At 45.4% G+C, this 24,186-nt stretch carries 20 protein-coding genes; 10 read left to right on the forward strand and 10 right to left on the reverse strand.

The features are described from left to right. The first annotated feature begins 27 nt into the window (after positions 1-27). Positions 28-825 (forward strand): sulfite exporter TauE/SafE family protein, encoded by a 798-nt coding sequence (locus F3J22_RS11435; protein ID WP_167017197.1) that lies wholly within the window; start codon positions 28-30, stop codon positions 823-825. An 8-nt stretch (positions 826-833) separates the two neighbouring features. Then, positions 834-1,565: a DUF2490 domain-containing protein gene (locus F3J22_RS11440; protein WP_167017199.1), complete on the forward strand. Its 732-nt coding sequence runs from the start codon at positions 834-836 to the stop codon at positions 1,563-1,565. A gap of 36 nt (positions 1,566-1,601) precedes the next feature. Here the strand turns inward: F3J22_RS11440 and F3J22_RS11445 are convergent, their stop codons facing one another. Continuing rightward, positions 1,602-2,066 (reverse strand): DUF4268 domain-containing protein, encoded by a 465-nt coding sequence (locus F3J22_RS11445; RefSeq protein ID WP_167017201.1) that lies wholly within the window; start codon positions 2,064-2,066, stop codon positions 1,602-1,604. Between the two features lie 90 nt (positions 2,067-2,156). Beyond that, positions 2,157-3,527: an MFS transporter gene (locus F3J22_RS11450; RefSeq protein WP_167017203.1), complete on the reverse strand. Its 1,371-nt coding sequence runs from the start codon at positions 3,525-3,527 to the stop codon at positions 2,157-2,159. Between the two features lie 93 nt (positions 3,528-3,620). Here F3J22_RS11450 and F3J22_RS11455 point away from each other — a divergent pair, with 93 nt between their 5' ends. Then, a complete protein-coding gene (locus F3J22_RS11455; RefSeq protein ID WP_167017206.1) occupies positions 3,621-4,007 on the forward strand; it encodes a helix-turn-helix domain-containing protein in 387 nt (128 codons plus the stop codon). A 2-nt stretch (positions 4,008-4,009) separates the two neighbouring features. Here the strand turns inward: F3J22_RS11455 and F3J22_RS11460 are convergent, their stop codons facing one another. Continuing rightward, positions 4,010-4,498, reverse strand: a complete 489-nt coding sequence (locus F3J22_RS11460; RefSeq protein WP_167017208.1) for a dual specificity protein phosphatase family protein — start codon at positions 4,496-4,498, stop codon at positions 4,010-4,012. Positions 4,499-4,739: 241 nt separating this feature from the next. Between F3J22_RS11460 and F3J22_RS11465 the strand changes: the two genes are divergently transcribed. The 4 genes from F3J22_RS11465 to F3J22_RS11480 all read left to right on the forward strand — a co-directional run bounded on the left by F3J22_RS11465 (position 4,740) and on the right by F3J22_RS11480 (position 12,169). Next, positions 4,740-5,141, forward strand: a complete 402-nt coding sequence (locus F3J22_RS11465) for a DUF5856 family protein (RefSeq protein ID WP_167017210.1) — start codon at positions 4,740-4,742, stop codon at positions 5,139-5,141. 179 nt (positions 5,142-5,320) lie between these two features. Then, entirely contained in the window at positions 5,321-7,459 is a 2,139-nt protein-coding gene (locus F3J22_RS11470) for a M48 family metallopeptidase (RefSeq protein WP_167017212.1), read from the forward strand. A 155-nt stretch (positions 7,460-7,614) separates the two neighbouring features. Further along, positions 7,615-9,918 carry a WG repeat-containing protein gene (locus F3J22_RS11475; protein ID WP_167017214.1) on the forward strand — a complete coding sequence of 768 codons (2,304 nt, stop codon included), beginning with the start codon at positions 7,615-7,617 and terminating at the stop codon, positions 9,916-9,918. Then, positions 9,908-12,169, forward strand: coding sequence for a WG repeat-containing protein (locus tag F3J22_RS11480; protein WP_167017216.1), 2,262 nt, complete (start codon positions 9,908-9,910; stop codon positions 12,167-12,169). The genes F3J22_RS11475 and F3J22_RS11480 overlap by 11 nt, the downstream gene beginning before the upstream one ends. Positions 12,170-12,228: 59 nt before the next feature. Here the strand turns inward: F3J22_RS11480 and F3J22_RS11485 are convergent, their stop codons facing one another. From F3J22_RS11485 to F3J22_RS11495, 3 genes are all read right to left on the reverse strand, one after another. Next, on the reverse strand, positions 12,229-12,792 hold the full coding sequence (locus tag F3J22_RS11485) for an NADAR family protein (RefSeq protein WP_167017218.1): 564 nt from the start codon (positions 12,790-12,792) through the stop codon (positions 12,229-12,231). Positions 12,793-12,926: 134 nt separating this feature from the next. Next, positions 12,927-14,132, reverse strand: coding sequence for a PepSY domain-containing protein (locus F3J22_RS11490; protein ID WP_167017220.1), 1,206 nt, complete (start codon positions 14,130-14,132; stop codon positions 12,927-12,929). A gap of 71 nt (positions 14,133-14,203) precedes the next feature. After that, the gene (locus tag F3J22_RS11495; RefSeq protein WP_167017222.1) at positions 14,204-16,612 is read right to left on the reverse strand and encodes a TonB-dependent receptor; all 2,409 of its coding nucleotides are present in this window, start codon (positions 16,610-16,612) and stop codon (positions 14,204-14,206) included. A 291-nt stretch (positions 16,613-16,903) separates the two neighbouring features. Here F3J22_RS11495 and F3J22_RS11500 point away from each other — a divergent pair, with 291 nt between their 5' ends. Both F3J22_RS11500 and F3J22_RS11505 read left to right on the forward strand, forming a co-directional pair. Next, entirely contained in the window at positions 16,904-17,578 is a 675-nt protein-coding gene (locus F3J22_RS11500) for a response regulator transcription factor (RefSeq protein ID WP_167017224.1), read from the forward strand. Next, entirely contained in the window at positions 17,575-18,861 is a 1,287-nt protein-coding gene (locus tag F3J22_RS11505) for a sensor histidine kinase KdpD (protein ID WP_167017226.1), read from the forward strand. The genes F3J22_RS11500 and F3J22_RS11505 overlap by 4 nt, the downstream gene beginning before the upstream one ends. Here the strand turns inward: F3J22_RS11505 and F3J22_RS11510 are convergent. The 3 genes from F3J22_RS11510 to F3J22_RS11520 all read right to left on the reverse strand — a co-directional run bounded on the left by F3J22_RS11510 (position 18,856) and on the right by F3J22_RS11520 (position 20,520). After that, on the reverse strand, positions 18,856-19,317 hold the full coding sequence (locus F3J22_RS11510; protein ID WP_167017228.1) for a hypothetical protein: 462 nt from the start codon (positions 19,315-19,317) through the stop codon (positions 18,856-18,858). The two genes, F3J22_RS11505 and F3J22_RS11510, sit on opposite strands and share 6 nt — an antisense overlap. A 39-nt stretch (positions 19,318-19,356) precedes the next feature. After that, a complete protein-coding gene (locus F3J22_RS11515; protein WP_167017230.1) occupies positions 19,357-20,016 on the reverse strand; it encodes an NAD-dependent epimerase/dehydratase family protein in 660 nt (219 codons plus the stop codon). Positions 20,017-20,142: 126 nt separating this feature from the next. Further along, positions 20,143-20,520, reverse strand: a complete 378-nt coding sequence (locus F3J22_RS11520; RefSeq protein WP_167017232.1) for a hypothetical protein — start codon at positions 20,518-20,520, stop codon at positions 20,143-20,145. A gap of 79 nt (positions 20,521-20,599) precedes the next feature. On the opposite strand from F3J22_RS11520, the gene F3J22_RS11525 reads away from it, so the two are divergent. Further along, a complete protein-coding gene (locus F3J22_RS11525) occupies positions 20,600-21,577 on the forward strand; it encodes a helix-turn-helix transcriptional regulator (RefSeq protein WP_167017234.1) in 978 nt (325 codons plus the stop codon). A gap of 115 nt (positions 21,578-21,692) precedes the next feature. Here the strand turns inward: F3J22_RS11525 and F3J22_RS11530 are convergent, their stop codons facing one another. Further along, positions 21,693-24,134, reverse strand: coding sequence for a bifunctional YncE family protein/alkaline phosphatase family protein (locus F3J22_RS11530; protein ID WP_167017236.1), 2,442 nt, complete (start codon positions 24,132-24,134; stop codon positions 21,693-21,695). Positions 24,135-24,186: the final 52 nt, after the last annotated feature.

The raw sequence follows: 24,186 nt of genomic DNA on the forward strand, positions 1-24,186 counted from the left end.
GGGACCTTTGCAGAAACGAAGGAATACATGGAAATTATAGGATATGTGGCGGCGACATTAATTGGGCTTTCCCTTGGGTTGATAGGAGGGGGAGGGTCTATTCTGACGGTGCCGGTACTGGTATATTTATTTGGACTGGATGCAGCGGAAGCCACGCTTTATAGCCTGATGGTGGTTGGTACTACCAGTCTGACAGGTGTTTTTGGCGCCTATAAGCGCGGACAGCTGGATGTTAGGATGTCGCTGATGTATGCTGCGGTATCGGTACTGGTAGTGGTAATAACGAGGCGGTTGCTGTTGCCGTTGGTGCCGGACGAATTATTTACCATTGGGAGCTTTGCCGTAACCAAAGGCTTTGCTACGATGATGTTGCTGGCAGTGCTGATGTTATTGTCTGCCGTATCGATGATCAGAAAGAAACAAACGGATGCTACACTGGCATCTGCCCCAATAACTACCCGTATCAACAGGCAGCTGGTAGGAAATGCCGCCCTGATAGGATTAATAACGGGATTATTGGGTGCTGGTGGCGGTTTTCTGCTAATACCGGCCCTGGTATTCGTACAGCAGCTGCCTATGAAGAAAGCCGTGGGCACGTCCCTGCTGATCATCACCTTAAACTCACTTATAGGATTTGCGGCAGATGCTGCCGGCCATACCCTCAACTGGAGCTTACTACTGGGCATCACTGCCATGGCCATACTCGGGATCATTGCCGGCGGCCGCTTAGGCCGTAAGATCAGCAGCGCCCCGTTACAAAAGGCATTTGGTTGGTTCGTGCTGGTGATGGGCTGCTATATCATCTTCCTGGAAGTCGCAAAGTGAGCATGGTCATGAAACATACAGCACTCACAGCGTTGCTGCTGCTACTGTTTATTACAGCGATGGGACAGTCGCAAAGCAACAGCTGGCTGCGGTTGTCGGTGGAAATGCCGCTGGCACCAAAGCTCAACAGCGTAATAGAATGGCAATCCAGGGCACAGGGATTTGAGAATGGCGGCCTTATTACCAGTCCGCTGTTGCATTCGGTGCGGCCCTGGCTAAATTATAAAATACAGGAAAATACTACGTTGTCGTTAAGTCCGATCGCTTATTACTACCTGTATCCGGTTACCATATCCCCAAAAGATCAATCGAAACCGGCACAGCAGGAGTGGAGAACGACGGTGGCAGTAGAACAAAGATGGCCGCTGACACAAAGGTTCTCGCTGCAATCCAGGACAGGACTGGAATTCAGGAACTTCAGCCGGCAGCAGGATGTGATCAGGGTAAGACAGAAATTTGGAATGGATTATTGCTTATCGCCGCAGGTACATGTACTGGCATACGATGAAGTAATGGCGAACCTGTATGCCGGCAGCTTTTTTGAGCAGAATCGTTTAGGCGCCGGCGTTAGCTTTCAACTGAATAAGGCGTTGGGTGTGGAAACTGGTTATCTGTACATCAACAGGGCTTTGCCCTTTTATCAGGGGCTGCTGAACCAACATGTTCTTTATATAAATATCAGACTTCGATTTTTCCGGCGTTTCTCCGCCGCCACAGGCGGCGGAGAAACGCTCCGATAGCGATGCCGAAGGCGTCGCCCTGAATTAAAAAACAGCTTATAGAAGAGCTTCAAATCCATATTTCGCCATACTCCAAAACTCATCCAGTGCCATCATCCGTGGCTTAAAGAATGAAATAATAGCTGGCCAGTCGGCCTCGTTCATCACGGAAACGCCTGCAATCCGTTTGCTGATGGTACTAATGGTTTTGCCATAGTCGTCGGTAGTTTCTGATTGCCAGCTCCAGTCATCTTCCCCCAGTATTTCCTCTAAAACGCTTCGTTGCACTGTCAGCTGTTCATAGAGTCGCCGATGCAGGTCCATATCTGCCTGTGTAATGGCAATCGCTACAGATGCGGTTTTATTATCTGCATCTATTCTAAAAAACATACCGGGTATGCCTGTTTTGTAGTTAGACCAGCTGATGATATTGCCATCTGCTGATAAAACCGGTTTCATATATTTACCGAAGGCTGTCCAGAATGCCTGTTTTTGTTTAGATACTTCCTCTTTGGTGTACATCGTTGTTCCGCTATTACGGCCACAAAAGTACGGTACTCGCGAAGGGCATCAAAATTTAAACAGCTGATAATCATCTGCCTGACAAATAAATTACGCTTCGGGTAATCTGTACAAACAATATCCTGTTAGTACCAGTAGCCCGATATTCACGCTGGTGGCTGCCTGATAGGCAGAGATATAACCGGTATGCTGTATGATATAGAAAAATATTCCGCCGGAGATGCAGACGCCCAGTGCGATGGCTGTTTGCTGCAAGGTGGTGAATACCCCCGATGCCGTGCCGGCAAAGGCTGTCGGGATACTTTTTAACGCCATGGTTAGTAAAGACGGCAGTACGGAGCCGCAGCCGGTGCCATAAGCAAACAGGATAATGGTTAATCCCGCCATTGAATTTATTTGCAGTGAGAAAAACAGGATATGTGCGAACAGGCTGAAGATCATAATGCCGATACCGGTTTGCAATACACGTTTCCCGTAAACGGGTACCAGTCGTATCGATAACACGGAAGCCACCACATAGCCTATTCCCTGGAAGGTAAATAATACGCCTGCTGTCGAAGAACTGTATCCAAGGCCTGTTTGCAGTAGTACGGCGTTGATGAGGAAATAGGAATCCTGTACCATGAAGTAGAACAAAACGGCCATCAGGCCTATATTGAAATCTTTGAAACGAAAGAGGCGCATGTCTACCAATGCTGCTGTAGATTTTTTCTGCTGCTGTAAGATAAACCCGAAAAGCAGTACTATACTGGAAATGAGCAGTAGTATCGTCCAGGTGGGCCATCCCAGTTCGCGCCCGTATACCAGCGGGAATATCAGGAAACATAACATGGTGGTGAGCAGCAGGACGCCTGTCCAGTCGAATTTTTTATTTTGTCCGGTGCTGGTTTCGGGCAGCATTTTCCAGGCCGCAATGATGGCGATGGTACCAATGGGCAGGTTGATGAGGAAGATCAGCCGCCATCCTTCCACGATGCTATGTACATCCGGGAGTATGCCTCCCAGCAACTGCCCGATAACAGAAGCGGTGCCGGCGATACTGCCATAAATACCCAGCGCTTTGATACGTTGTTGTGGATCAGGAAACAACAGCTGGATATAGGTGATGCTTTGTGGTAACATCAGTGCAGCGCCGGTTCCCTGCAAAAAGCGGGAGATGTTCATTTGTAGCGGTGTTGCCGCAAAGCCACAACAGCAGGACGTTATAACGAATGTCGCCATGCCTAGCATGAACATACGTTTCCGGCCATAGAAGTCGCCGAGCCGGCCGGCGGTAATTAAAAATATCGCGTGGCCTAACAAGTATAATGCGATAATTAACTGCAGGTCGGCATCGGTGCCATGTAATCCTGTTTTGATGGAAGGCAGTGCCACATTGACGATGAAGATATCTATCACCGATAAGAATACGGCGGTGGAAACGATGATCAGTGAGAGCCAGGCTGAATTTCTTTGTGTCATATACGATGGTTTCAACATTTCTGTACCTTTATAGCACGCAAAGTTGGCGTGGCGATATTGCTTTATCAAGTAGTTCAAGGAAAGATACCTGGTATGAAAAAAGATACTATTATTGATTTACAGAGAGTTGAAAATGAAGCATTTGAAGGAAATAACTGTCCGATGACAAATGCATTGAAAATAATAGGTGGTAAATGGAAGCTGCAGTTGCTGAACAGCATCCGTAAGGAATGTCCGTTGCGTTTTGGTGAGTTGAAGAAGAAGATGCAGGACATAACGCAGGCCACACTTACCTTACAGCTTCGTGAGCTGGAGCGCGATGGTATTATAGAAAGAAAGATATATGCAGAAACCCCGCCCAGAGTAGAGTATAAGCTCACCGAGCTTGGAAAGAAGCTGGTGCCGGCAATCGAAGCGTTATGTGCCTTTGGTGATGCCTATTGTGCTGAAAGGCCAGCGGGGAAGGTCTTGAATTCGTAAGATTATTCCCTGTTTTGTAACCACTTTATCTGTGCTGAAGTATCAGGTACTTCCAGGCCCCTTACCTGTGTAATGTGTTGTAAGATGTCTGTGGCATTTGATTTTGTTATTTTCATTAAAACAGCGCCTGCAATAATTGCTGAACGGCCAATACCCATCCTGCAATGAATTAAAACAGACTTTCCATGCTGAAGCAGTTGTATGGCTGCATTAATTAGTTTATTGACTGCCGGATTATCTGTTGGAACACTTCTGTCCGGAATTGGAAAATTCGTATATACTATGCCGTTATCCACACAATGCTTTTCCTGTTGGCGGAGAGATAGTGCCGTTATTTCTTCTTTTTCCAGCAGAACAATGACCATTCCTATATTACTGCGTTTGTAATGAATAATTTCCCCTTGCAGCCATTCGCCACCACGTGGCCTGGCACTGATGCCTAATTGGGCGTTGTTTTCCAGCTGATGTAGCCAGTAAATTTTTGTATACATGGTTTTTTAATAAGATGGCCCTGAAATTGTGAATTTAATAGTCAGAACCTGTTGTAAATAAAGGGTTACGGCAGTTTTACAGCGGTTGTTACTGTATGGAATGTGTATCTCCTGACGCATTTTGTGCAGCCGGCGCAACAGTTTGAAAAACGAGGAATGACGGAGTTCGTCAGAACTGTTGTTGCAACAGGGAAACGAACAATTGCATTATACTATTCGTTCACAGTAAAAAACCTTTTTTATGAGTACACACACTGTTAAGGAAGTAAAGAAATCCACTGAGATTTCTACCGGAGAGTTTTTAGGGATTATGTTCTCATTTAACAGCAGCCTGAAGCTTTTGCACTGGGATGCGCAGGGTAAAGGTAGCTATGCGGCCCATATTGCACTGGACCAGGCAGAGCACGACCTCAGAAAGATACTGGACCGCCTGGTAGAAACAACTATGGCCACAAAAGGCGACATGGACATAACCATTCCTGAAACCAGGAAACCGAAAGATGCCATTGCCTATATCGATGGATTTTATACGGTGGTAGATGCTAAGCGTGATTTGTTCCCCGACCAGTTTACACAGTCTATTATTGACGAATACCAGGAAGGTATCAAACAGCTGTTATACCGGCTTAAACGTCTGCAATAATATGAAAATGCCGCATAAGTTTTTTGTTTAAATGCCGTTCTTCCTGTAGGGACGGCATTTTTTGTTATGCTCGATAAGTTTGCAGGTGAGGAGATTAAGTAGAAGTACTTAATTTTTTGATCCAGTTAACCGCCTTGCCGTGATTTATCTATCTTGTGCCTACTTATACCTGTATCCCTATGAGCAAAATGTTGTATCCGCCATCTCCCGTCATTGCGGATAAAAGTTTTTTATTACCCAATGCGAATTTTAAGAAACAGGCAGTTCGCGTTATCGTCTCGATATGCTGCTTCTTTTTTGTGTATCCACTGGTAGTGTTGCTGGCAGTGATATTAGGATGCCTGGGCGTTTATTTTGGTTTCTGGCTCATGTCTACCCAGATAGGATTATTGACGCTGATGTTAGGAGGAGCTATCCTGGTAACGAGCTTTGCTGCCATCTATTTTGTGCTGCAATTCCAGTTTGTCAGATTAGGAAGAGAGAAAATTAGCCATATAGAAATAACGGAAGTGGAGCACCCGGTACTATTTGATTTTATCAGGCAAATCAGCAGGGAAGCCGGGACAAGTTTTCCCAGGCGCATTTACCTGAGCCAGGAAGTTAACGCCAGCGTATTCTATATCCCCACTTTCTGGAGCATGTTTTTTCCGAAACGTCGCAATCTCGTTATTGGCGCCGGGCTGATCAATGCGCTGAATATTACAGCGTTCAAAGCTGCCATGGCGCATGAATTCGGGCATTTTAGCCAGCAAAGTTTGCAATTAGGTGGCTATATCTATCATGTAAACCGGTTGATTTATAGTATGGTCCGCGATGATGAGCGTGTCAACGGCTTTATAGAAGGGATGGAAAAAGTAAATGGTGTGCTGGCACTGGTGGCATATGCTGCAGATATACTGGTAAAGGCTGTCATGTATGTTATGAAGCGATTGTATGCTTATGTTAACAGGACCTATATGAGCCTTAGCCGTGAAATGGAATTCCATGCGGACATGGTCGGTGCTTCCCTGGCTGGAAGTAATAACGCAATTACCAGCCTTGTTAGCACTGAATATGCTAATGCAGCCATGAATGCCCTGGGCGACAAACTAAATTTATTGTTTGCAGAAGGGAAGGTCAGCAGGAATGTCTATCTCAACCACCGGTCTGTTATGTTAATTAATGCAAAATCGAGGAGCTGGGAAGTAAATAACGGCCTGCCATTGATACCGGATAATTTTTCTAAAAGCTTTGCTACATCAAGGGTGAACTATAAAGATCAATGGGCAAGCCACCCTTCCTTAGAAGACCGTTCCACATCGCTGAAAGCATTGAATATTGAAGGTATAACAGATAATCGCAGCGCCTGGGAACTGTTTGAGTCACCTGAAAAAGTGCAGGAAGAAATCAGTCAGTTATTTTACGCAGAAGTAGATATTACCCGGGCTACGGTTATTACGCCGGCAGCATTTGAACAATTCTACACCGGTGAAATAACAAGATATGCCCTGCCTGCTGTCTACCTGGGATTTTATGATGGTAGAAATATCGACCTTAAAGGTTGGGACATGGATGAAATCAGCCAGGAAACCAGGCTACGGACTTTCGATGAAATTTATAACGAATCCAATGGACAGCTGTATAATAAAATCAGGCGGAACCAGGCAGACCTTGAAATACTACATGCGATCAGAACAGGTAAGATCCAGGTAAATACCTTTGATTTTGACGGTAAAAAATTTGGTGCTGATAAAGCCGCCACATTAGCTGCCGCTTTGGAAGACGAGATTGAAGAACAGGAATTGCTGCTAAAAGAGTTGGATAAGGAAGGATTCGTACTTTTTAACAACCAGGATGCAGCTATAGGAAATCAGTATCATAGCCTGAAACTGGAGCAACAGTTTGTAGAGGATTTTCTGGCCATTGCTATTGAGATTGAACAGATAATAACGCCATTTTATAATCACGAATTGACTGTAACATATATTACTGATACCCTGGATGCCATGAAGCAGCAGCAGATTCCAAAGCTGAAGGCATTACTTACGCAGGTGCTGGATAAGCAATGGGCCGCTGAAGAAAAATGGAATAGCCGTATCAGCGCCTTTATTAAGGCTGATTATGTTTACTTCTCCCAAAATTCTATTCCTCCGGGGGAATTGAAGGAGCTGGAATCAGTGCATTCCAACGTTGGCTTTATCAATGAGGAAATGATAGCTTTAAGGTCTATCCTGAGTGAGGTTCATGGAAAAAATATAGAATGGCTGTTTATACAATTTAAAGCCTTGCTGGAAAGACAACTGGAAATCCCTGAAATCAGGGATATGGTAGCAGTATAGAACTGGTAAATTTGTAAAAACGGTTAACAGAGAAGGGCAGGAGTACGATCGTATTACTGCCTTTTTCTATCTCCGGATTCCTTACTAAAACTTGATTTATCATAATAAACATTGCATATTTGTATTTTACGAGCCATGTTTTTTAGTTTAACCACATGAAATACCTAAGATTTATCATACCATTGCTGTTGCCATTTACTGCCGGTGCACAGCAATTTACAGAAGTAGAATACCTCTCTCCGTTTCAGGACCTCCTCGCTGAAGTAAAGATCGATAACCAGGTGCAATTCCTGCACCGTGGCGGTTCCGTGCTGATAGATCAACGGGAAAACCAGGGGTATTATAAAACACTCATCGGCATAAAACATAATGCCTATGGTGCAGTAAACTACAACGGGAAAACGATCGCACCGTTTAAATTTGATGAGGTGAAGCTGGCAGATGAACAAAGCGATTATGATCATAGCAACGACTATTGTTTTGTTATCACCCGCCTGAATGGGAAATATGGCGCTATTGACACGTTCGGTAAAGTATTGGCAGAGCCTATATATGATGAGTTAGGACCACTGAATGCTGCCGTCTATAAGTTCAGAAAAGGGCCACTCTGGGGATGGGCCGACATCAAAACAGGTCAGGTCATCCAGGAAGCCGCCTTTGACGAAGTAGGAAAAAGCTATATCTCTCCCTTTCTCAAGGTAGAACGTCAGCATAAAGTCGGACTTATACGCAATGACGGCTCACCCGTAACTGATATCGGGTATGCCGACTTCAGCGGCCTTGGCTATGAAGATAACGCCTACTTCACCTACGAAGTACAAGGGAAAATTGGCGTTATGGACAGTGCCGGCAAAAAGATCACTCCTCCACTGTACGATAAAATAGAAAGAGGACCCGTCTATGGTACCTTTGCGGTATCCAAAGCAGGAAAGGTCGGCTTTGTTAACCGCGATGGAAAGGAAATCACAGATCTCATCTATACTTCATCTGCTCCTTATGGCAATTATGTAATGGTGAAGAAAATGGGTAAGCAGGGTATACTGAACGGAGAAGGAAAAGAAATTGTGCCGATTGTATTTGATGAGATTATTCCCGCTGGCATAGATGCCGAAAAGCTCACCAGTGCAACTTCCTTCAGTACACGTTTTAACTATGGTCATCCCGGATGGTTCCTCACGCGTAAAGGCAATCTATGGAATGTGTATGATACCACCGGTAAAAAACTGCTGGCAACAGATTACGCGCATGCCGATATCATCGTTTATAACGGGATGCCGCTGATCGCTATTACCACTGCACAGCACCTGATGGGGCTGGCAAAAACCGACGGTACTCCGTTGGTGCCTTGCCGTTATACCGGTATCAGCCAGGGTTATAATGATGGTTATTCCTATATGTCAAATATGGCAGGTCCGAAAGGCAATCAATTCATCGCCATGATGAAAAAAGACCGCCTCGGACTTTTTAATACCACCACTGGAAAAGAAGTGCTGCCTCCAATTTACACCAGGATAGAATGGCAAAACCCTGCCATGATAGCGCTGAACATCAACTATGATACCAGTGCCATGGCCGCACCTGACGGCACAATGATAAGAGCTGCCAGTAAATATGGCAATTTCACCGCCGTTTCAGAAAACAGGATCGTACAAACTGTTTATGGCAGTAAAAACTCTGCCGATACCTGGCTGACAGACCTGAAAGGGAATAAGCTGTATACCTATCCGTACTGGGAATTTAAACACAATGGTTTCTCGCGCCTGCTCATGCCGGATTCCGTTAAAAGAGATATAGCTTCTTTTAACAACGGCTTGTTGAAAATCTGGAACAACATCCATGAAAACCTCTTCGTAGATACCACCGGTAAGGAAGTATATTTCAATGATTACCAGTTTGTGGGAGATTTCTACAATGGTCTGGCACTGGCAGGAAAAGGAGAGGGAAGGAGTATGCATTTTGGCATTATCAGCCGTGATAATAAAGTCGTATATCCTATCACTGCGGATGATATTAACCGCTTTGAAGATGATCTCCTGCAAGTAAGACAGGATACCCTGCAAGGCTTGATCAGAAAGGATGGTAGTATATTCCTGCCGCTGAAATATGATGACATCAGTAAGTTTTACGATATCGGATATTATAAAGTAGGTAAAAGTGGAAATTTTGGTGTGGTAGATTCTACCGGTAAAGAAATTATCCCGATGAAATACCAGGATATCACCTATGATAAAAGTCAGCGGAATTTTTATGTTACGGATAATAGGAAATATGGCATTATCAGTAGCAGCGGAGTTATTATAATTCCGGCGAAATATGATGAGCTGGAACGCAACCAAAGCTACTACGATGGCGACGGTTTTCCGGTGATGGTAAAAGAAGACGGCTGGTATTTCTACATAAACGCCGATGGTTCCGTATTACCTTATCGTTCAAAGAAAAGGAAGGGATATGATGAATAGAAAGTTAGTACTATTAGCCTGCCTCGCAGGAATATTGCTGCAATTCCCTGCACAGGCACAGAAAGGTTCCATATTCGTGAAGGGACTGGCGCGCATTCAGCAGAACGGAAAATCCTGGTACATCAATACAAAGGGACAGAAAGTATTTGACAAGATAGAGCAACCCTTTAATCCTGCCGACTTTGAAGATGATGAACATCCGGAGATTAAGGAAAATGAAAGGCTGCTGCTGGTTAAGAACAACGGGAAATTCGGGGTGCTGGATAGTACCAATACCTGGCTGGTGCCAGCGATATACGATTCCGTTTCGCTGGAATATAGATTATATCTCCGCCTGAAAAAAGCAGACAAGGTAACGTTGGCGACTACCCGTGGAAAACTACTCGTGCCATTGTTATACCAGGACATCACTATACTGGGTGGTAATTATTTTGGCGTACGTTCCAATAATAAATGGGGCATATATAACGGGAATACCGGTACACTGGTAATACCCGCTATGTACGATCAGCTGGACTACTGCGCCGGCTGTGGCAGCGAGGGAGATTATCTCCTGGCAGCAAAGGGAAATAAGTGGGGTGTCATTAACTTAAAGAATGAAACGATTATTCCTTTCGAATACCAGCACGATAATTATTCGCCGCGTGGTACAAACTGGATTTGCGGCCTGCAGAAAAACGGAAGCTATGTAATGATCAATCCTGTTACAAAAAAGGTCTATGCAGCGCCGGAATATACCTATATGGAAACCATCGACGATATGCTGAAGGTGAAGAAAGATGGTTATTTCGGGTTGATAAATAATGAAGGGAAACCAATTACAGACTTTATCTACGACGATATCTCCAATCCCTACAGCGAATTTGAGAACGGTCCTTTTATTACCGTTACAAAGAATAAAAAATCAGGACTGATCAACAGGGCAGGAAAAGTCATTGTGCCTCCATCTTACGACGGGGAGATCCGTTGCTTTGAACACTACTACATTGCAAAGGTTTCGGGTGATTATAAATTATTTGATAGTACCGGGCAACCGGTGCTGGAAAAGGCATATACGAATATTGAAGGTAATCGTCCCGGCTACAAGAGCCAGGAGCCGCTGATTTTTGTATTACAAAAAGCCGCTGTGTATGGATTTTATTTCCCGCTGACAAAAAAGCTTATTGAGCCGGCATTCCATGAATTTACATCAGATGGTTCCGGCAAGTATATGGAAGTAGAATACCAGCATAAAAAAGGCTTGTATTCTACCAGCGGAGAGGAAATATTAGCGGCCAGCTATAATAACTTTGAGAAGTTGAATGATGAGCTGTATTTGGTGCTGCAAAATAAGAACTGGGGCCTGGTGAATATCAAAACAAAGCAACAGGTAATGCCCTATCAATATACCGATATTAAGTTGCTTGCCGCTTCAGATACACTGCTGGAAATCGCTCAGCGGAACAGTGCCGGCGATAATACCTATGGTATCGCCGATTTGAAGGGTAATATTTTGCTGCCTGCCACCTACGATGGTGTATATCATATGAAAGGAACGGTATATGGGGTTAGTAAGCTGATTGGAGACCATTCAACCTATACGCTCTATGATGTTGCTACGCGGAAACTACAACCAGTTGAAGGGTATAAGAATTTTTCCACCGTGGAGGGGCAGATGATCGTTGGCAATGGGGAGAAATCCGGTGTGGTTGATGAACATAATAAGACCATTATCCCAACGGATTATGCGGATATCAGGGTACGCAGTAGGGGGATTTACCAGGTCGTGAAAAATACCGGCAACAAAATGCTATATGGCTATATTGACAGTACCGGCAAGGAATTGGTGCCATGCATTTACGATGTAGACCTATATGGGTATAGCAACTTCGAGACGGGTAACAGTTTGTTGTTATTGAAGTTGTCGCCTGATGGGGCTACGTTCCGGCAAGGACTGGCTTCCTTACAGGGGCTGATATTAATACCGCCCGGCTATGACCAGCTGCTGATCAATGCCGATGATAAAGGCTTTATTGGCAAGAATGGCCATAAGTTTACACTACTGCATGCTAATGGCAAACCTGTTACCAGCAAGCAGTTTGATGATATTGCGCTGGATGAGCCGGCAAGTTATGGCTCCGTTAAATATAGTTTTCCTGTATTGTGCAGAGAGGGAAATACGATGGTGTACGTAAACGAAGATGGTACTACCTTGCCGATGAAAGTGACAGCCATTATGCCTTTTATGGGCGACGACTATAACCTTTACTAGTATATTTTTATAAGAGGAAGCGCGGGATTACCATGGTAGTTCCGCGCTTCTTTATTCGTTTACTGCTTAGTCAGTATATCACGTGCTTCCATTAAGGCAAACCCCAGCAGGTTGAGGCCTTTCCAGGCATCAGGGCGGGCAGCATCTGGGTTGTCTTTACCCATGCCTATTCCCCAGATCTTATCTAAGGGGCTCGCCTCTACGAGAATACGGCTGCCGGTATTCAGCAGGTAGGTTTTTAGCGCTTCATGCTGTCCGAATTTATGCACGTTGCCGGTTCTTACAATATCACAGCGGTGTTTGTCCCATATCCCTCCATCGAAGTTGCTGACTTTCCTGCCTAGTTTTTTGGCTTCACCGGGCGTTTTGCAAGTCAGGATTTGCTGGAAGATGGGCTGGTCTTTGAATAGCAGGGCTTTCTGTGCCATCATCCAGTGTTCTGCGGTAAGATAGCGATGGCCGTCGGCAGTGAACGGGGCCTCGTACCACTGACTGAAACATTCTTTTCCTAATTGCCCGTTGGCGGCAGGTGTATGTCCCCAGAAGAACAGGTATTTAGCGGGGTTGTTGTTTTCCTCCTGTGCCAGGAGCCATTCGAGGTTGTAGCGGGTTATCTTTTCCATAAAGTCAGATTTCAAAATTATTAGGGGGGCGTAAAAGTAGAAGTTTTTTGGAGAAAAAGGAAGAGATTAGGCTAAAATAAAAATCCCGCAGTGCTAAATGGTGCTGCGGGATTCAAAAAACTATTTAAGGTAAATTATGCTGCTTTCTTCGTTTCCATCGTTTTTGTCGCTGGTTTCTTTTTTTGCTTACGTGTTCTGTTCAGCCACATGATGGTGCCTGTTGCAGGGAAGATAGCGCCCAGCAAGGCAATCACGAAATAGAATATTTTTGTAGGGGTACCGTAAATAGTACCGGTATGAATGGGCTTCATCAGGTTCTTTACCTGGGTACCCAGTTTACGATCGCTGAAAGTTTCTTTCTGTAATACCTTACCGCTGTATTGGTCGATGGTAAAAGCGGTAGTGGCTACTTCTATTCTTGCAGAGGATGGCAGTGCGTTTACAACGAAGGAGCTGCTGCTGTCTTTAGGCATATTCACCGTATAGAAGTAGGCGTTAGGTTCCTGTTGCTGGCCAATGCGGAAGGCATCGTCCGGACTGATACGCAGCTGGTTAGGTTCAGTAGCTATGCTGCCGGCGATGGTAGCGGGTTTGTTACCACCCAGGGTGGAATAGAAGGCATTGCTGAACCAGTCGAACGACCATACCACGCCACCAAAGGCAATCACAAATAAAAAGATGGAAGTATAAAAACCGAGTACTACGTGGAGGTCGTTGTTGACACGTTTCCAGTTACCATCCCATTTAACTTTCAGGCGTTGCTTCAGGATATTTCTTGTTTTAGGCCACCAGAGGATAATCCCGGTGATCAGGATAAACAGGAATATGAAGGTACTGGTACCGGTGATGATTTTTCCGGTATCACCTGCCAGCAGCCAGCGGTGGAAGGCGAATATCTTATAGTAGAAGGTAGCCTGGTAGCTGTAAAGCTCAATTACTTGTCCGGTATAGGGATTTACGAAGGCTGTACGGCCTTTTTCTTTTTTGGGGGCTGCTCCTTTGCCTTTTTCGCGGCCCATTGGCTTGCTGTCGGCTTTCTCGCCTTCGGCGCGTTTTTCTTTTTTCTTCTCTTCAAATAAAACCTGTACGGTACGGGTAGGATCTGCAAATAACTGGATGCGGGTAATATTCGCACCGGGAACTTCCTGTTTGACGCTGTTAATGATGGCCGACAGTGGCACGCGTTTTTCGGCAGGCGTAACGAAATACCTGTCGTGGTTGAGCGCCTCTGTAATCTCTTTCTCAAATACCAGCATGGCACCTGTGAGGCAGCTCAGGGTGATAACGAGGCCGGCTGTGAGTCCGAGGTATAAGTGAATGCGTCGGAAGAATACTTTCATAAATAGTTGATATAAAACGGTAAAAGGGCTGCCTGTTTTACCAGTACAGCCCAATGATTTTCGGTATTTAATTAAAACTTGTATGCAACTGTTCCTGTGAACGCGGTCGGAGGAATCGGGTTGATACTATAGTTTTCGTGTACATAATAGTTGTAGGTATTGGTAAGATTAGAAACCTTTGCCATAAAGCTTAACTTCTTATAGGTATAGCCAGCGCTGATGTCTATAGTGCTGTAACCAGGTACAGAGATCAGGCGGTTAGCCGTTGGCTGGCCTTTTATATCGGTGGTGTTGTTCCAGCCGGCATAACGTTGGCCCAGGTAATAGAATCCGGCACCAAATTTAAGACCTTTTAATGTAGATTTCTGAATAGTATAGAAAGCACTTGCGTTGGCAGTATGATTTGGGTTACCTACCAGGCGCTCCCCTTTAACAGAACCTAATTTATCGCCACTGGCAGTGATTTCGATGTTGTTGTAGCTATAACCTGCAACTACATCCAGTCCTGCGATCGGATGACCCATGATATCCAGTTCTACACCCTGACTTTTGGTACCGCCCACCATTTGTTTGTAAGAGGTGTTAGTATTTGACGAACCGTCGGCAAGGGTTGGCGCTGTTTGTGCATAGTTGTTATTAATTATACTGTAAACAGTCAGATTTGTTGATAATTTACCGCCGAAGAAATCATTCTTGATACCTGCTTCGTATTGTTGGATAGTAGATGGAGCAAGGTTTCCACCGCTTATATCAAACCCTGTGTTAGGCGTGAATGAGGTGGTATAGCTGGCAAATACTGCTGTTGCTGGTCTTAATTTATAAATGAAAGCAACTTTTGGTGAAATGGCATGATCATACCGGCTGTTGTTTGCTGTCGTTTTCTGACCTCCTTTGGTGAAGTCATAGGTAACAGAATTTTCAGTTTGCAGATATGATGCACGAACACCTACAAGGATATTCAGCTTGTCATTGATTTTGATCAGATCCTGAAGATAAATCCCGATTCTGTTAATCGGTGCAATGGCAACATTCAGGATTGGCGCATCCGGCATATCTGTGCGTAAACGTGATGTAGCAGGATTGTGGATATCCAGGATGGTATCATATGGTTTAGTTGATACGTTGTATTTATAGGCACCTGTAACATATCTGTCTCCATCAATGCCTGCAAGTATATTGTGTTCCAGTATACCGGTTTTTACAGTGCCGGTAAAATCCAGTTCAGCGGCGAAATAGTCTTCATTGGTACCATTTTTACCCAACATGCGGGCGAGGGTATCCAGACCTGTTTTAGCACTGGTTCCGGCCTGCAGGCGCTCGATGCCATAATAATCGCGCACATATTTAGAATAAGATACCAGACCATTCAGATTCCATGTTTTGCTGATCTGATGTTTGATGTTGGCAGAAGCTGTAGATTGTTGTGTATGCGTATAGTTCCATGGTTCACCGAAGAAGGTATTACGGCCCATCTTTGGAATGGTAGTACTGTTCAGCGATGGTGTACCAAAATCAGGAGTGAAGTCAGCCTTCAGGTAGTCACCCTGCACCACCAGTTCTGTGCGGTCGCTCAGTTTGAATAATAAGGAGGGGTTTACATAATATCTTTTGGAATGTACCTGATCGCGGTAGCTGTCGGTAGTTTCGAAGCTGCCGTTTACGCGGTATGCAACAGATTTGCTGAGGGGGCCATATACATCGAAGGCTGGTTTCAGTAACCCGAAGCTGCCTGCTCTCAGATTTACTTCACCGCCGAAGTTGAATTTAGGTTGTTTGGTGACCATGTTCATTACTGCACCGGGAGAAACGTTGCCATAAAGGATGGCAGCGCTGCCTTTCAGTACTTCCACACGCTCCAGACCACTCATTTCCGGCATCGCACCTGAGTTTACCCGCATACCGTTTTTAAACATATTGGTAGAGGAAAAGGCATAACCTCGGGAGTTAAAGCTTTCCTGTACACCGCCACGGCTGGAAGCCATATATACCCCGTTGACATTTTTTACCACATCGCTGAGGCGCTGTGCCTGCTGGTTTTCCAGTACTTCATGACTGATAACGGTTACAGACTGCGGAAGGTCCATGCTGGCAACCTGCAGCTTACCGATGGATACACGGCGGCTATTGATGTCGGTAGCATGTGCGCCACCTACTACTACTTCGTTTAACTGGCTGGCGCTTACTTCCAGGGTAGCGTTGGCAGTAGTGGTATGGTCTGCGGTTACTACTACCGGCTGTTCCTGCGTTCTGGTGCCTGTATGGGAAATCACCAGGATGTAATTGCCTGGCTTAACGTTCTTTATTACATAGGTGCCTTCTTCTGTTGTGAAAGTTCCTTTTTTGACATCTTTTAATCCTATAGTAACATATGGGGTAGGCTCGCCATCGGAAGTGGTTACTTTCCCTTTGATGGTTCCTGTTTGGGCAAAGAGGGTAATATTGATCAGCAGTAAGCTCAGAATAAGGTATAAATGTTTCAACGCTTGTAAATTTTATGCAAATTTCGCGCAGCCAGATAGCTTCATAAAGACAAAACCGGAAAAAATAAATGCATAATTTTCCCATATCTACCCTTGTATTTATCTGATTTACCATTTGTTGTAATACCATTTAGGTAGATGATATTAATGTGTAAATAATTATAAATTAGATATTTATGTAGATATTTTCTTCATTTAATCTTATTTCTTCCTATATTCCCATATGGAAAAATCCTGATCAGATCGGGAAAAATTCAGAAAGAATTCAGAATCAACTAATAGTTTTGCCGGATGAAATTGCTGATAATTGAAGATGAAATCCAGCTGGCGCAGAGCATTATGAACTATCTCACGGATGATGGTTATAAATGTGAATTTGCTTCCAACTTTACTCAGGCCATACAGAAGATCCATAGCTATGAGTACGACTGTATCCTGCTGGACCTCATGCTGCCCGGCGGCGACGGCCTGGCATTGCTGGATGAACTTAAAGCACAGCAAAAACAGGATGGAGTGATCATTATCTCTGCCAAAGATGCCTACGAAGACCGTATCAAAGGCCTGGAACATGGTGCGGATGATTACCTGGTGAAACCTTTCCACCTCCCGGAGCTGGCAGCACGTATATTTTCTGTTATCAGAAGAAGGAAATTCAATAACAGCAATATCCTCAAGCTCAATGAGCTCACCCTCGACCTCCTGGCTAAAACAGTACAGGTCAACCAGCAATCAGTACCCCTGACCAAAAAGGAGTTCGAACTGCTGGTATATTTTATCGGAAACCGTAACAGGGTCGTTTCTAAAAACGCCCTGGCGGAGCATCTTTCCGGCGATATTGCCGGTATGCTGGAAGATCATAACTTTATCTACGCGCATATCAAGAACCTCAAGAAGAAATTACACGAAGCAGGCTGCGGCCCCTATCTGAAAACAGTATACGGAACAGGATATATCTGGCAATCATGAATAAACTGCTGAACAGGTCACTACGGGTATTTATTATATATTCGGCCATTGTGCTGCTGGCAAGTGTGCCGGTATATTACCTGATCGTAGACTTTATATGGCGCCATGAAATAAAAGAACATAACCGTATTGAAGCGGCAGCGGTAAAACAAAACCTGCAAACACTCGAACAACGTGGTACCAGTATGGAAGCCGCGCTGACGCTCTGGAACCAGCTACACCCGGCATCTGCCCTGACAGAAGTCGCCGAAACCCGCCCTGATTCTACCTATAACATCTACCGGAAAAATAAATACCTGCCAAAAAAGGGCTACGATCGCTACGAAGGCCTGGTGACCTGGTTTTCCATCAATGGTAAAAACTACCGTTTTGCAGTGGAAACAAATATGGAAGAAAGCTACGAAACCATTCCTGCGCTTGGATTTGTAACTGGTCTGTTCTTTGTCATCCTCATCGCAGGACTCATCTATCTGAATAAAAGAATATCTGTCAGGCTATGGCAGCCATTTTATGATACCATTCAGCGATTGCAATCCTTCGACCTGCAACAACACCAGCCGGTGCATTTTCCGACGGCAGACATTGAAGAATTTAATACCCTGAACCTGTCGCTGGATAAGCTGATCCGCTCCAATCAGGCGGTTTACCAGCAGCAGAAGGAGTTTACACAGAATGCCTCGCACGAACTGCAAACACCGCTGGCCATCATCCGTTTTAAGCTGGACCTGCTATACCAGAGTCCGGACCTTACCCTGGAGCAATCCGCCCTTATAGACCAGGCATATGAAGCCCTTTCCAGGGTTTCCCGGTTAAATAAAAATCTCCTGTTACTGGCGAAGATCGAGAACAGTCAGTTTCCCGACAAAGAAGATATACAGCTAAAACCTTTGTTGGAAGAGAAGTTGCAGGAGCTGCAGGATTTTTTTACTGATAAATCCCAGCAGGTGCATACGCAAATCGATGCCGGCATCTGCCTGCATACCAATATAACGTTAATGGATATACTGCTGAATAACCTGCTCCTGAATGCGATCCGCTACAGCGATGCCGGCAGCGAAATACATATTACGGCCACGCCGGAAGTACTTATAGTAGCTAATCCCGGTAAGGAGGCCCTCTTAACCGAAAATCTGTTTCAGCGCTTTGGCACCGTAACACCCGATTACCAGGGTACCGGACTGGGACTCGCCATCATCCGGCAGATCTGCCTGGCTAACGGCTGGGAAGCCGGCTACAACTACCACAATGGCTATCATCACTTTATCATCTCCCTAAAACTATAAACGGAAATAGGGGCGATGTGTAAGGGGAGAAAACGCCCAGGGAATACTAAAGAACATAATAACAAATGCAATGCTGTACCAGATAAGCATGGTACGGAACTGGTCGTGGGAGCTGCTTTTACGCTTCGATTTACTGGCGCCTATTGTTACCAGCACCACGGCGGTCGTCATCATCGTAATGTGTTCCATTCCAAAAAAACGGATCTCACGCATGTGTACCGCTGTAGAGAAGTTTTCTAAAAAGTAATGTACCACCGGGCTAATGCAGTACAGCCATACGCCCAGTATCAGCTGTATATGCAGCGATGAAACAGTGACCTTTCGCAGTAACACATCGCGTGAAGAAAATTCCCTTTTGCTGCGCATGCCTTGCCAGGCGGTGATCAGCGATAAAACCATACTAACTACAACGACCCAACGAAGAAGGGAATGAATGGAAAGTAATACCGGATACATTATTGAAATTTGCCTGCAAATATACTACCCGAAAAACTTTTACGACTGAGATTTTGCGAGCGTCTTAATATCGCTCACTTCCAGGATGTTTTTACTGTAACCATCAATGGTTGCGTTGATCATGGCCTGTCCCACCTGTTGTACCGTGGCATACATTTTAGGCCAGAATATCTTTGCCGCAGGAGCCAGCACTTTATAAATGGTTTTGACGTGTTGCTGCCCGGGCATCGGACTCATGAAACCGGGCCTGAAGTTGTACTGCTTTTTGAAGCCCATTGCTGCCAGTGTATTCTCTGTATGGCCTTTCACACGCGCCCACATCAGCCTGCCTTTTTCAGAAGAATCGGTGCCGGCACCGGAAACATAAATGAAAGTGCTGCCAGGATTGGCGTCCAGCAATACTTTAGCTACATGTACCGTCGTATCGAAAGTGATTTGTGTGTATTTCGGCTCCGACATACCCAAAGAGCTGATGCCGGCGCAAAAGAAGCAGGCATCATATCCCTGTAGTTGAGCGGTATATTTTTCCAGTGACATGAAATCAGGAACGATCAGTTCTTTCAGTTTGGGGTGTGACTGTTCCAGGTGGCGGCGGTTAATCATCAGTACTTCCGAAACATCCTTATTCTGAAGGCATTCCAGCAGTACGCCCTGTCCAACGAAGCCCGTAGCGCCTGTGAGGATAACTTTGATCTGCATATAGCGTTTTCATATTTGCAGATGAAGTTAAGGCATGTTTTTGAGAATCAGTTCATCCCTTGGCCGGCACAAAAATTCCGGGTACCGCCCGCAGGTACCCGGAACCAATGGGGAGAATCATGCGTTTCAGGCAACAGTTACAGGTTTATGAAATTTAAACTGCAGGATGGCCATCAGTGCTACCCATGCGGCCACAGCGCCGGTAAGCAGGTACCCGATGCCGGAGAGGCTGAATGCACCCGTAAGCATCAAAACCAGACTGGCAACTACCCATAGGGTGTCCAACGCGATGATGGTCCTGATAAGTCCGGAACGTAAAGGTGTCAATCCTGCATACATCACCATGGCAGCAAATAATACCAGGAATATACCTATCTCTGTAAACGGCCATGATGCGCCTGCTGCAAAAAGTGTAGCGATTTCACCAGGAATGAAGATCAATAATAAGCCGGTAGCGCCGGAGCTGATAGCGTTTACAATTAATACTTTTTTCAGTGTTTCCATATCAATTATTTTTTTTCAAAGCTACCGGTGTTTGTATCTTTGGAATTGATATTTTACGACAATTTTTAAAACAGGGATTATGCAGCCACCCATCTTAGCACATCACCTGAATACCTATCTCGACTATGCCCGCCTGCGTACCAGGGCAGATAACCCGTTGCTGAAGGAAGCCATTGCACTGACGGCGGATATGGATTTTTCGAAAGATATGATCGGTACAGCACTTTTCTATAAAGTTTTAGGGAAGATAAATGAGGCGCTTGACCAGCAGTTGTCTGGCGTGCAGGTAGGGAAGTTCCTGAACCTTAATGCACTGGGGCTCATCTATCAGATCTCTTTGCAGGCAGGCACGCTGGAAGAAGGGATGTATTATCTCAAAAATTTTATCAGTAATACCATTGGTATCATTGATATGCAGCTATACACGAAAGAAAACCGGCAGTACATCGGATTAGCCATCAATAACCAGGAGACATACCTGAACAGGATTCTGCTGGAATCTACGCTGACCATTATTGCGAAGGAACTATCGATGATGGCGGCAGAAGATTTAGATATACGCATTGGCTCACCATTTTATAACGACGTATATCCGTCAACGTTTGTACAGGCAGATGATTATCATATATCGTTTATACCTGGTGCCCTGAAAGCCGCTATCAGCAATATGAAGCACTATCACCTTGATTACCTGGTGCCGCAATACCTGATGATGATAGAAGGCCTGAAACGTGACCAGCGGTTCATCAATAAAGTAAAAATCGTTGCATTGAATATGGCTACGCCGGCATTACCGGAGCTGAAAGATGTAGCGGATGGTTTTAATATGAGTCCGCGTACCTTCCAGCGTACACTGGCTAAGGAACAGCTGACTTTCCGCCAGCTGACAGATGAGCTGAATAAAGACCTGGCGATGATGTTGCTGCGGCATGAGCAGTATTCAGTTTCCGATGTGGGGTACCTGCTGGGATATGCGGAACCTGCTGCGTTTCAGCATAGTTTCAGAAAATGGTATGGAGAAACACCGATGACTATACGTAAACAATTATTGCAATAGTTTTTTGCTCACTTTTATTGCGCTGCCGAAGGCAGCGCAATAAAAGTGAGCGCAACTTTCCCCGCCGGAGGCGGGGAAAGTTGCGCTCACTAATGGTATCAGGTAAATTTATTTATCAATCATCATCATCTTTTTTCTTCTTCTCGAGAATAACGAAGGCACTACGTTTAGGCGCAGGCATAACGGAATGTTCTCCTTTGACTGCTTTCCAGATTACTTCATTTAGCTCCAGGTCTGGTGCGGCATCTTCTTTGGTGAGGTCGAATTTCTCTGATTTCTTACTGCTTTCATTTACAGCTACGTTGCGTTCTTCCAGGTCGATATTGCTTGGTTTGGCGGTGTATGGCGTAAAGTCGGGCGTATTGGTAAAGCACTCAAATAAAGGCAATGCGGCGGCATCGTACTGGCTCATTGGCGGCAGGCCGAGAATGAGTTCCATGGTACGCAGGAATCCGGAGGTGGAATACATGCTGCTGACCACTGCTTTTCTTTTTACATAAGGGCCGATAACGAAAGCGGGCGAGCGGTGCGCGTCCACATGATCGGGGCCGTTCTGTGCGTCATCTTCCAGTATGAACACTACAGATTCTTTCCATACCGGGCTGTGGGAGAGGTGTTCCAGCAGGCGGCCAACGGCGAGGTCGTTGTCTGCCACAGCGGCGCGCGGAGAAGGTTTGCCTTTACGCTGGCCGCTGGTATGGTCGTTGGAGATGCGGATGGTGCTGAATTGCGGCACCTGGTTGATGGCCAGCAGCGAGTCGAAATCATGCTGCCATGCATCTACGCGCACCTGGTCTTTGATGTCCATATCAAAGCCGGGAGAGTATGGAGACATATGTCCCTCCAGGGTTTTGAGCTGTGCCTTGTTGAAGGAGCCGAATTCACCGTAGCTACGGAAGCTGATACCTGCACGCTGGCAGTAATCCCAGATGAAACCATCTTTTGGATAGGTAACCGGGCGACCGCCTTCATAGTTGGTAGTACCGCCACGGTTGCCGTAGCTGGTAGGCCATGTTTTTTCTACCACATCAGTAGCATAGGCTGCCATGCTCCAGTTATGCCCGTCGGCACTCACTTCTGCATCTACATAAAAATTATCCAGCAAAACAAAATCTTCTGCAAAAGCATGGTGGTTAGGGGTGATATTTCTTCCGAATAAAGTAAGGGAAGAATCGCCGTTACCTTGTGGTAAATCTCCCAATACCTGATCATAGGTTCTGTTTTCTTTGATGATATAGAAAACATGTTTGATGGGAGATGATTCCCCTTGCTTGCGAGGAATAGGATTGCCTGCTTCTCCGTCGGCCAGGAGTGCCTTTTTATCAGAGAAAGGAGTGTTGGCATATACCTGTTTCGTATATGCTTTCAGCTGTTCTTCCTTAGGTGCATCAATAAAAGATAAGGTGCCTTTGAACAGACCGGCAATGTACTGTAACCTGCTGTTGGCAGTGCTTCCGGTATGAATGCCACTGTTGTCCAGCTTGCTGACAGGTTGTGGGCCCTCTGGGTTTGGCAGCGACGTATTGCCTTTGCCGTTAGCCACAATAATTTTAGATCCCAGCACTTTCACACTGGTAGGATACCATCCTACAGGAATGAAACCCATGCTCTCGCTGTGTCCGGGACGGGAAGTATTGAAAACGCTGAGGCAGTTGTTGTCTGCGTTGGCGATGTATAGTGTCTTTTCATCTTTGCTAAGTGCCAGACCATTAGTAGTGGAGCCACTCAGTTGCGTAGGGTACAGGGTGGTAGCTATCGTTTCAATAACTTTTCCGGTGGTGGTATTGATAACAGATACCGTATTGTCGTTGGCGTTAGCCACGTATAATATGGTACCTTTTTTATTCAATAAAAGTTCATTCGGATGGTTTCCAACAGGAATGTAGCTGCTGACGCTTGCCTCTGCGGTGTTGATAACTGCTACGGAAGCGCTTCCCCAAACGCTTACATATAGTTTGCTTTCATCCGGTGAAAGTGTGCAGCTGTAGGCGATATCCGGCAGCTGAATACGATGAAGCGTTTGCTTCGTTGCCGGATTAATGATATACAGGGCACTATCTTCTTTGGTAACGGTATACAGCCTTGTATTATTTTTATTTACGGCAATACCGGCAGGACTGATCTTCTCTTTGGGCCATGGTTTGCCGAGTACGATAGTATCTGCTACACCGAGTTTACCGGCATTTACCGGGAAGTTCAGGATCCAGTTATCGTTGGCGCCGGAAACATAGAGATGTTTTTCATCATTGCTGAACTCCAGTCCGTACCATGCTTTTCCGACGATGCTGCTATCCAGTATGGTGGCAGATTTCGGATCTATCAGCTGAACGGATTGTGTGCTTTGTCCGTTGTTGGTGACAGCCAGGTATTTGCCGGAGCTGCTGAGTCGGATGTTGAGCGGCAGATCGCCCAGTTGGATGGAATGTCCGGCAGGACTGAGTTTCCATCCATTCGGCAGTAAGATCTGTTTGGTGTCTTGCTGCAGGCCGGGCTTTTGTGCGAATGCGTTAAGTCCCGCTACTGTTAAGGATAGCAGGAGTAAATGTGATGGTTTCATGTGTGTGTTGATGTGCTGTTGGCCAATTAAGCAACGAAAGTACTCATTCAGG

It is taken from the genome of Chitinophaga sp. Cy-1792 (genome assembly GCF_011752935.1).
Taxonomy (GTDB): domain Bacteria; phylum Bacteroidota; class Bacteroidia; order Chitinophagales; family Chitinophagaceae; genus Chitinophaga.

Excerpts from the sequence above, each read along its gene's own strand:
- F3J22_RS11525 (WP_167017234.1), top strand. The coding sequence starts at position 20,600 with ATGCAGCCACCCATCTTAGCACATCACCTGAATACCTATCTCGACTAT.
- F3J22_RS11465 (WP_167017210.1), top strand. The coding sequence starts at position 4,740 with ATGAGTACACACACTGTTAAGGAAGTAAAGAAATCCACTGAGATTTCT.
- F3J22_RS11445 (WP_167017201.1), bottom strand. The coding sequence starts at position 2,066 with ATGTACACCAAAGAGGAAGTATCTAAACAAAAACAGGCATTCTGGACA.
- F3J22_RS11520 (WP_167017232.1), bottom strand. The coding sequence starts at position 20,520 with ATGGAAACACTGAAAAAAGTATTAATTGTAAACGCTATCAGCTCCGGC.
- F3J22_RS11510 (WP_167017228.1), bottom strand. The coding sequence starts at position 19,317 with ATGTATCCGGTATTACTTTCCATTCATTCCCTTCTTCGTTGGGTCGTT.
- F3J22_RS11530 (WP_167017236.1), bottom strand. The coding sequence starts at position 24,134 with ATGAAACCATCACATTTACTCCTGCTATCCTTAACAGTAGCGGGACTT.
- F3J22_RS11505 (WP_167017226.1), top strand. The coding sequence starts at position 17,575 with ATGAATAAACTGCTGAACAGGTCACTACGGGTATTTATTATATATTCG.
- F3J22_RS11435 (WP_167017197.1), top strand. The coding sequence starts at position 28 with ATGGAAATTATAGGATATGTGGCGGCGACATTAATTGGGCTTTCCCTT.
- F3J22_RS11475 (WP_167017214.1), top strand. The coding sequence starts at position 7,615 with ATGAAATACCTAAGATTTATCATACCATTGCTGTTGCCATTTACTGCC.
- F3J22_RS11480 (WP_167017216.1), top strand. The coding sequence starts at position 9,908 with ATGATGAATAGAAAGTTAGTACTATTAGCCTGCCTCGCAGGAATATTG.
- F3J22_RS11460 (WP_167017208.1), bottom strand. The coding sequence starts at position 4,498 with ATGTATACAAAAATTTACTGGCTACATCAGCTGGAAAACAACGCCCAA.
- F3J22_RS11450 (WP_167017203.1), bottom strand. The coding sequence starts at position 3,527 with ATGACACAAAGAAATTCAGCCTGGCTCTCACTGATCATCGTTTCCACC.
- F3J22_RS11470 (WP_167017212.1), top strand. The coding sequence starts at position 5,321 with ATGAGCAAAATGTTGTATCCGCCATCTCCCGTCATTGCGGATAAAAGT.
- F3J22_RS11440 (WP_167017199.1), top strand. The coding sequence starts at position 834 with ATGAAACATACAGCACTCACAGCGTTGCTGCTGCTACTGTTTATTACA.
- F3J22_RS11455 (WP_167017206.1), top strand. The coding sequence starts at position 3,621 with ATGAAAAAAGATACTATTATTGATTTACAGAGAGTTGAAAATGAAGCA.
- F3J22_RS11515 (WP_167017230.1), bottom strand. The coding sequence starts at position 20,016 with ATGCAGATCAAAGTTATCCTCACAGGCGCTACGGGCTTCGTTGGACAG.
- F3J22_RS11500 (WP_167017224.1), top strand. The coding sequence starts at position 16,904 with ATGAAATTGCTGATAATTGAAGATGAAATCCAGCTGGCGCAGAGCATT.
- F3J22_RS11490 (WP_167017220.1), bottom strand. The coding sequence starts at position 14,132 with ATGAAAGTATTCTTCCGACGCATTCACTTATACCTCGGACTCACAGCC.
- F3J22_RS11485 (WP_167017218.1), bottom strand. The coding sequence starts at position 12,792 with ATGGAAAAGATAACCCGCTACAACCTCGAATGGCTCCTGGCACAGGAG.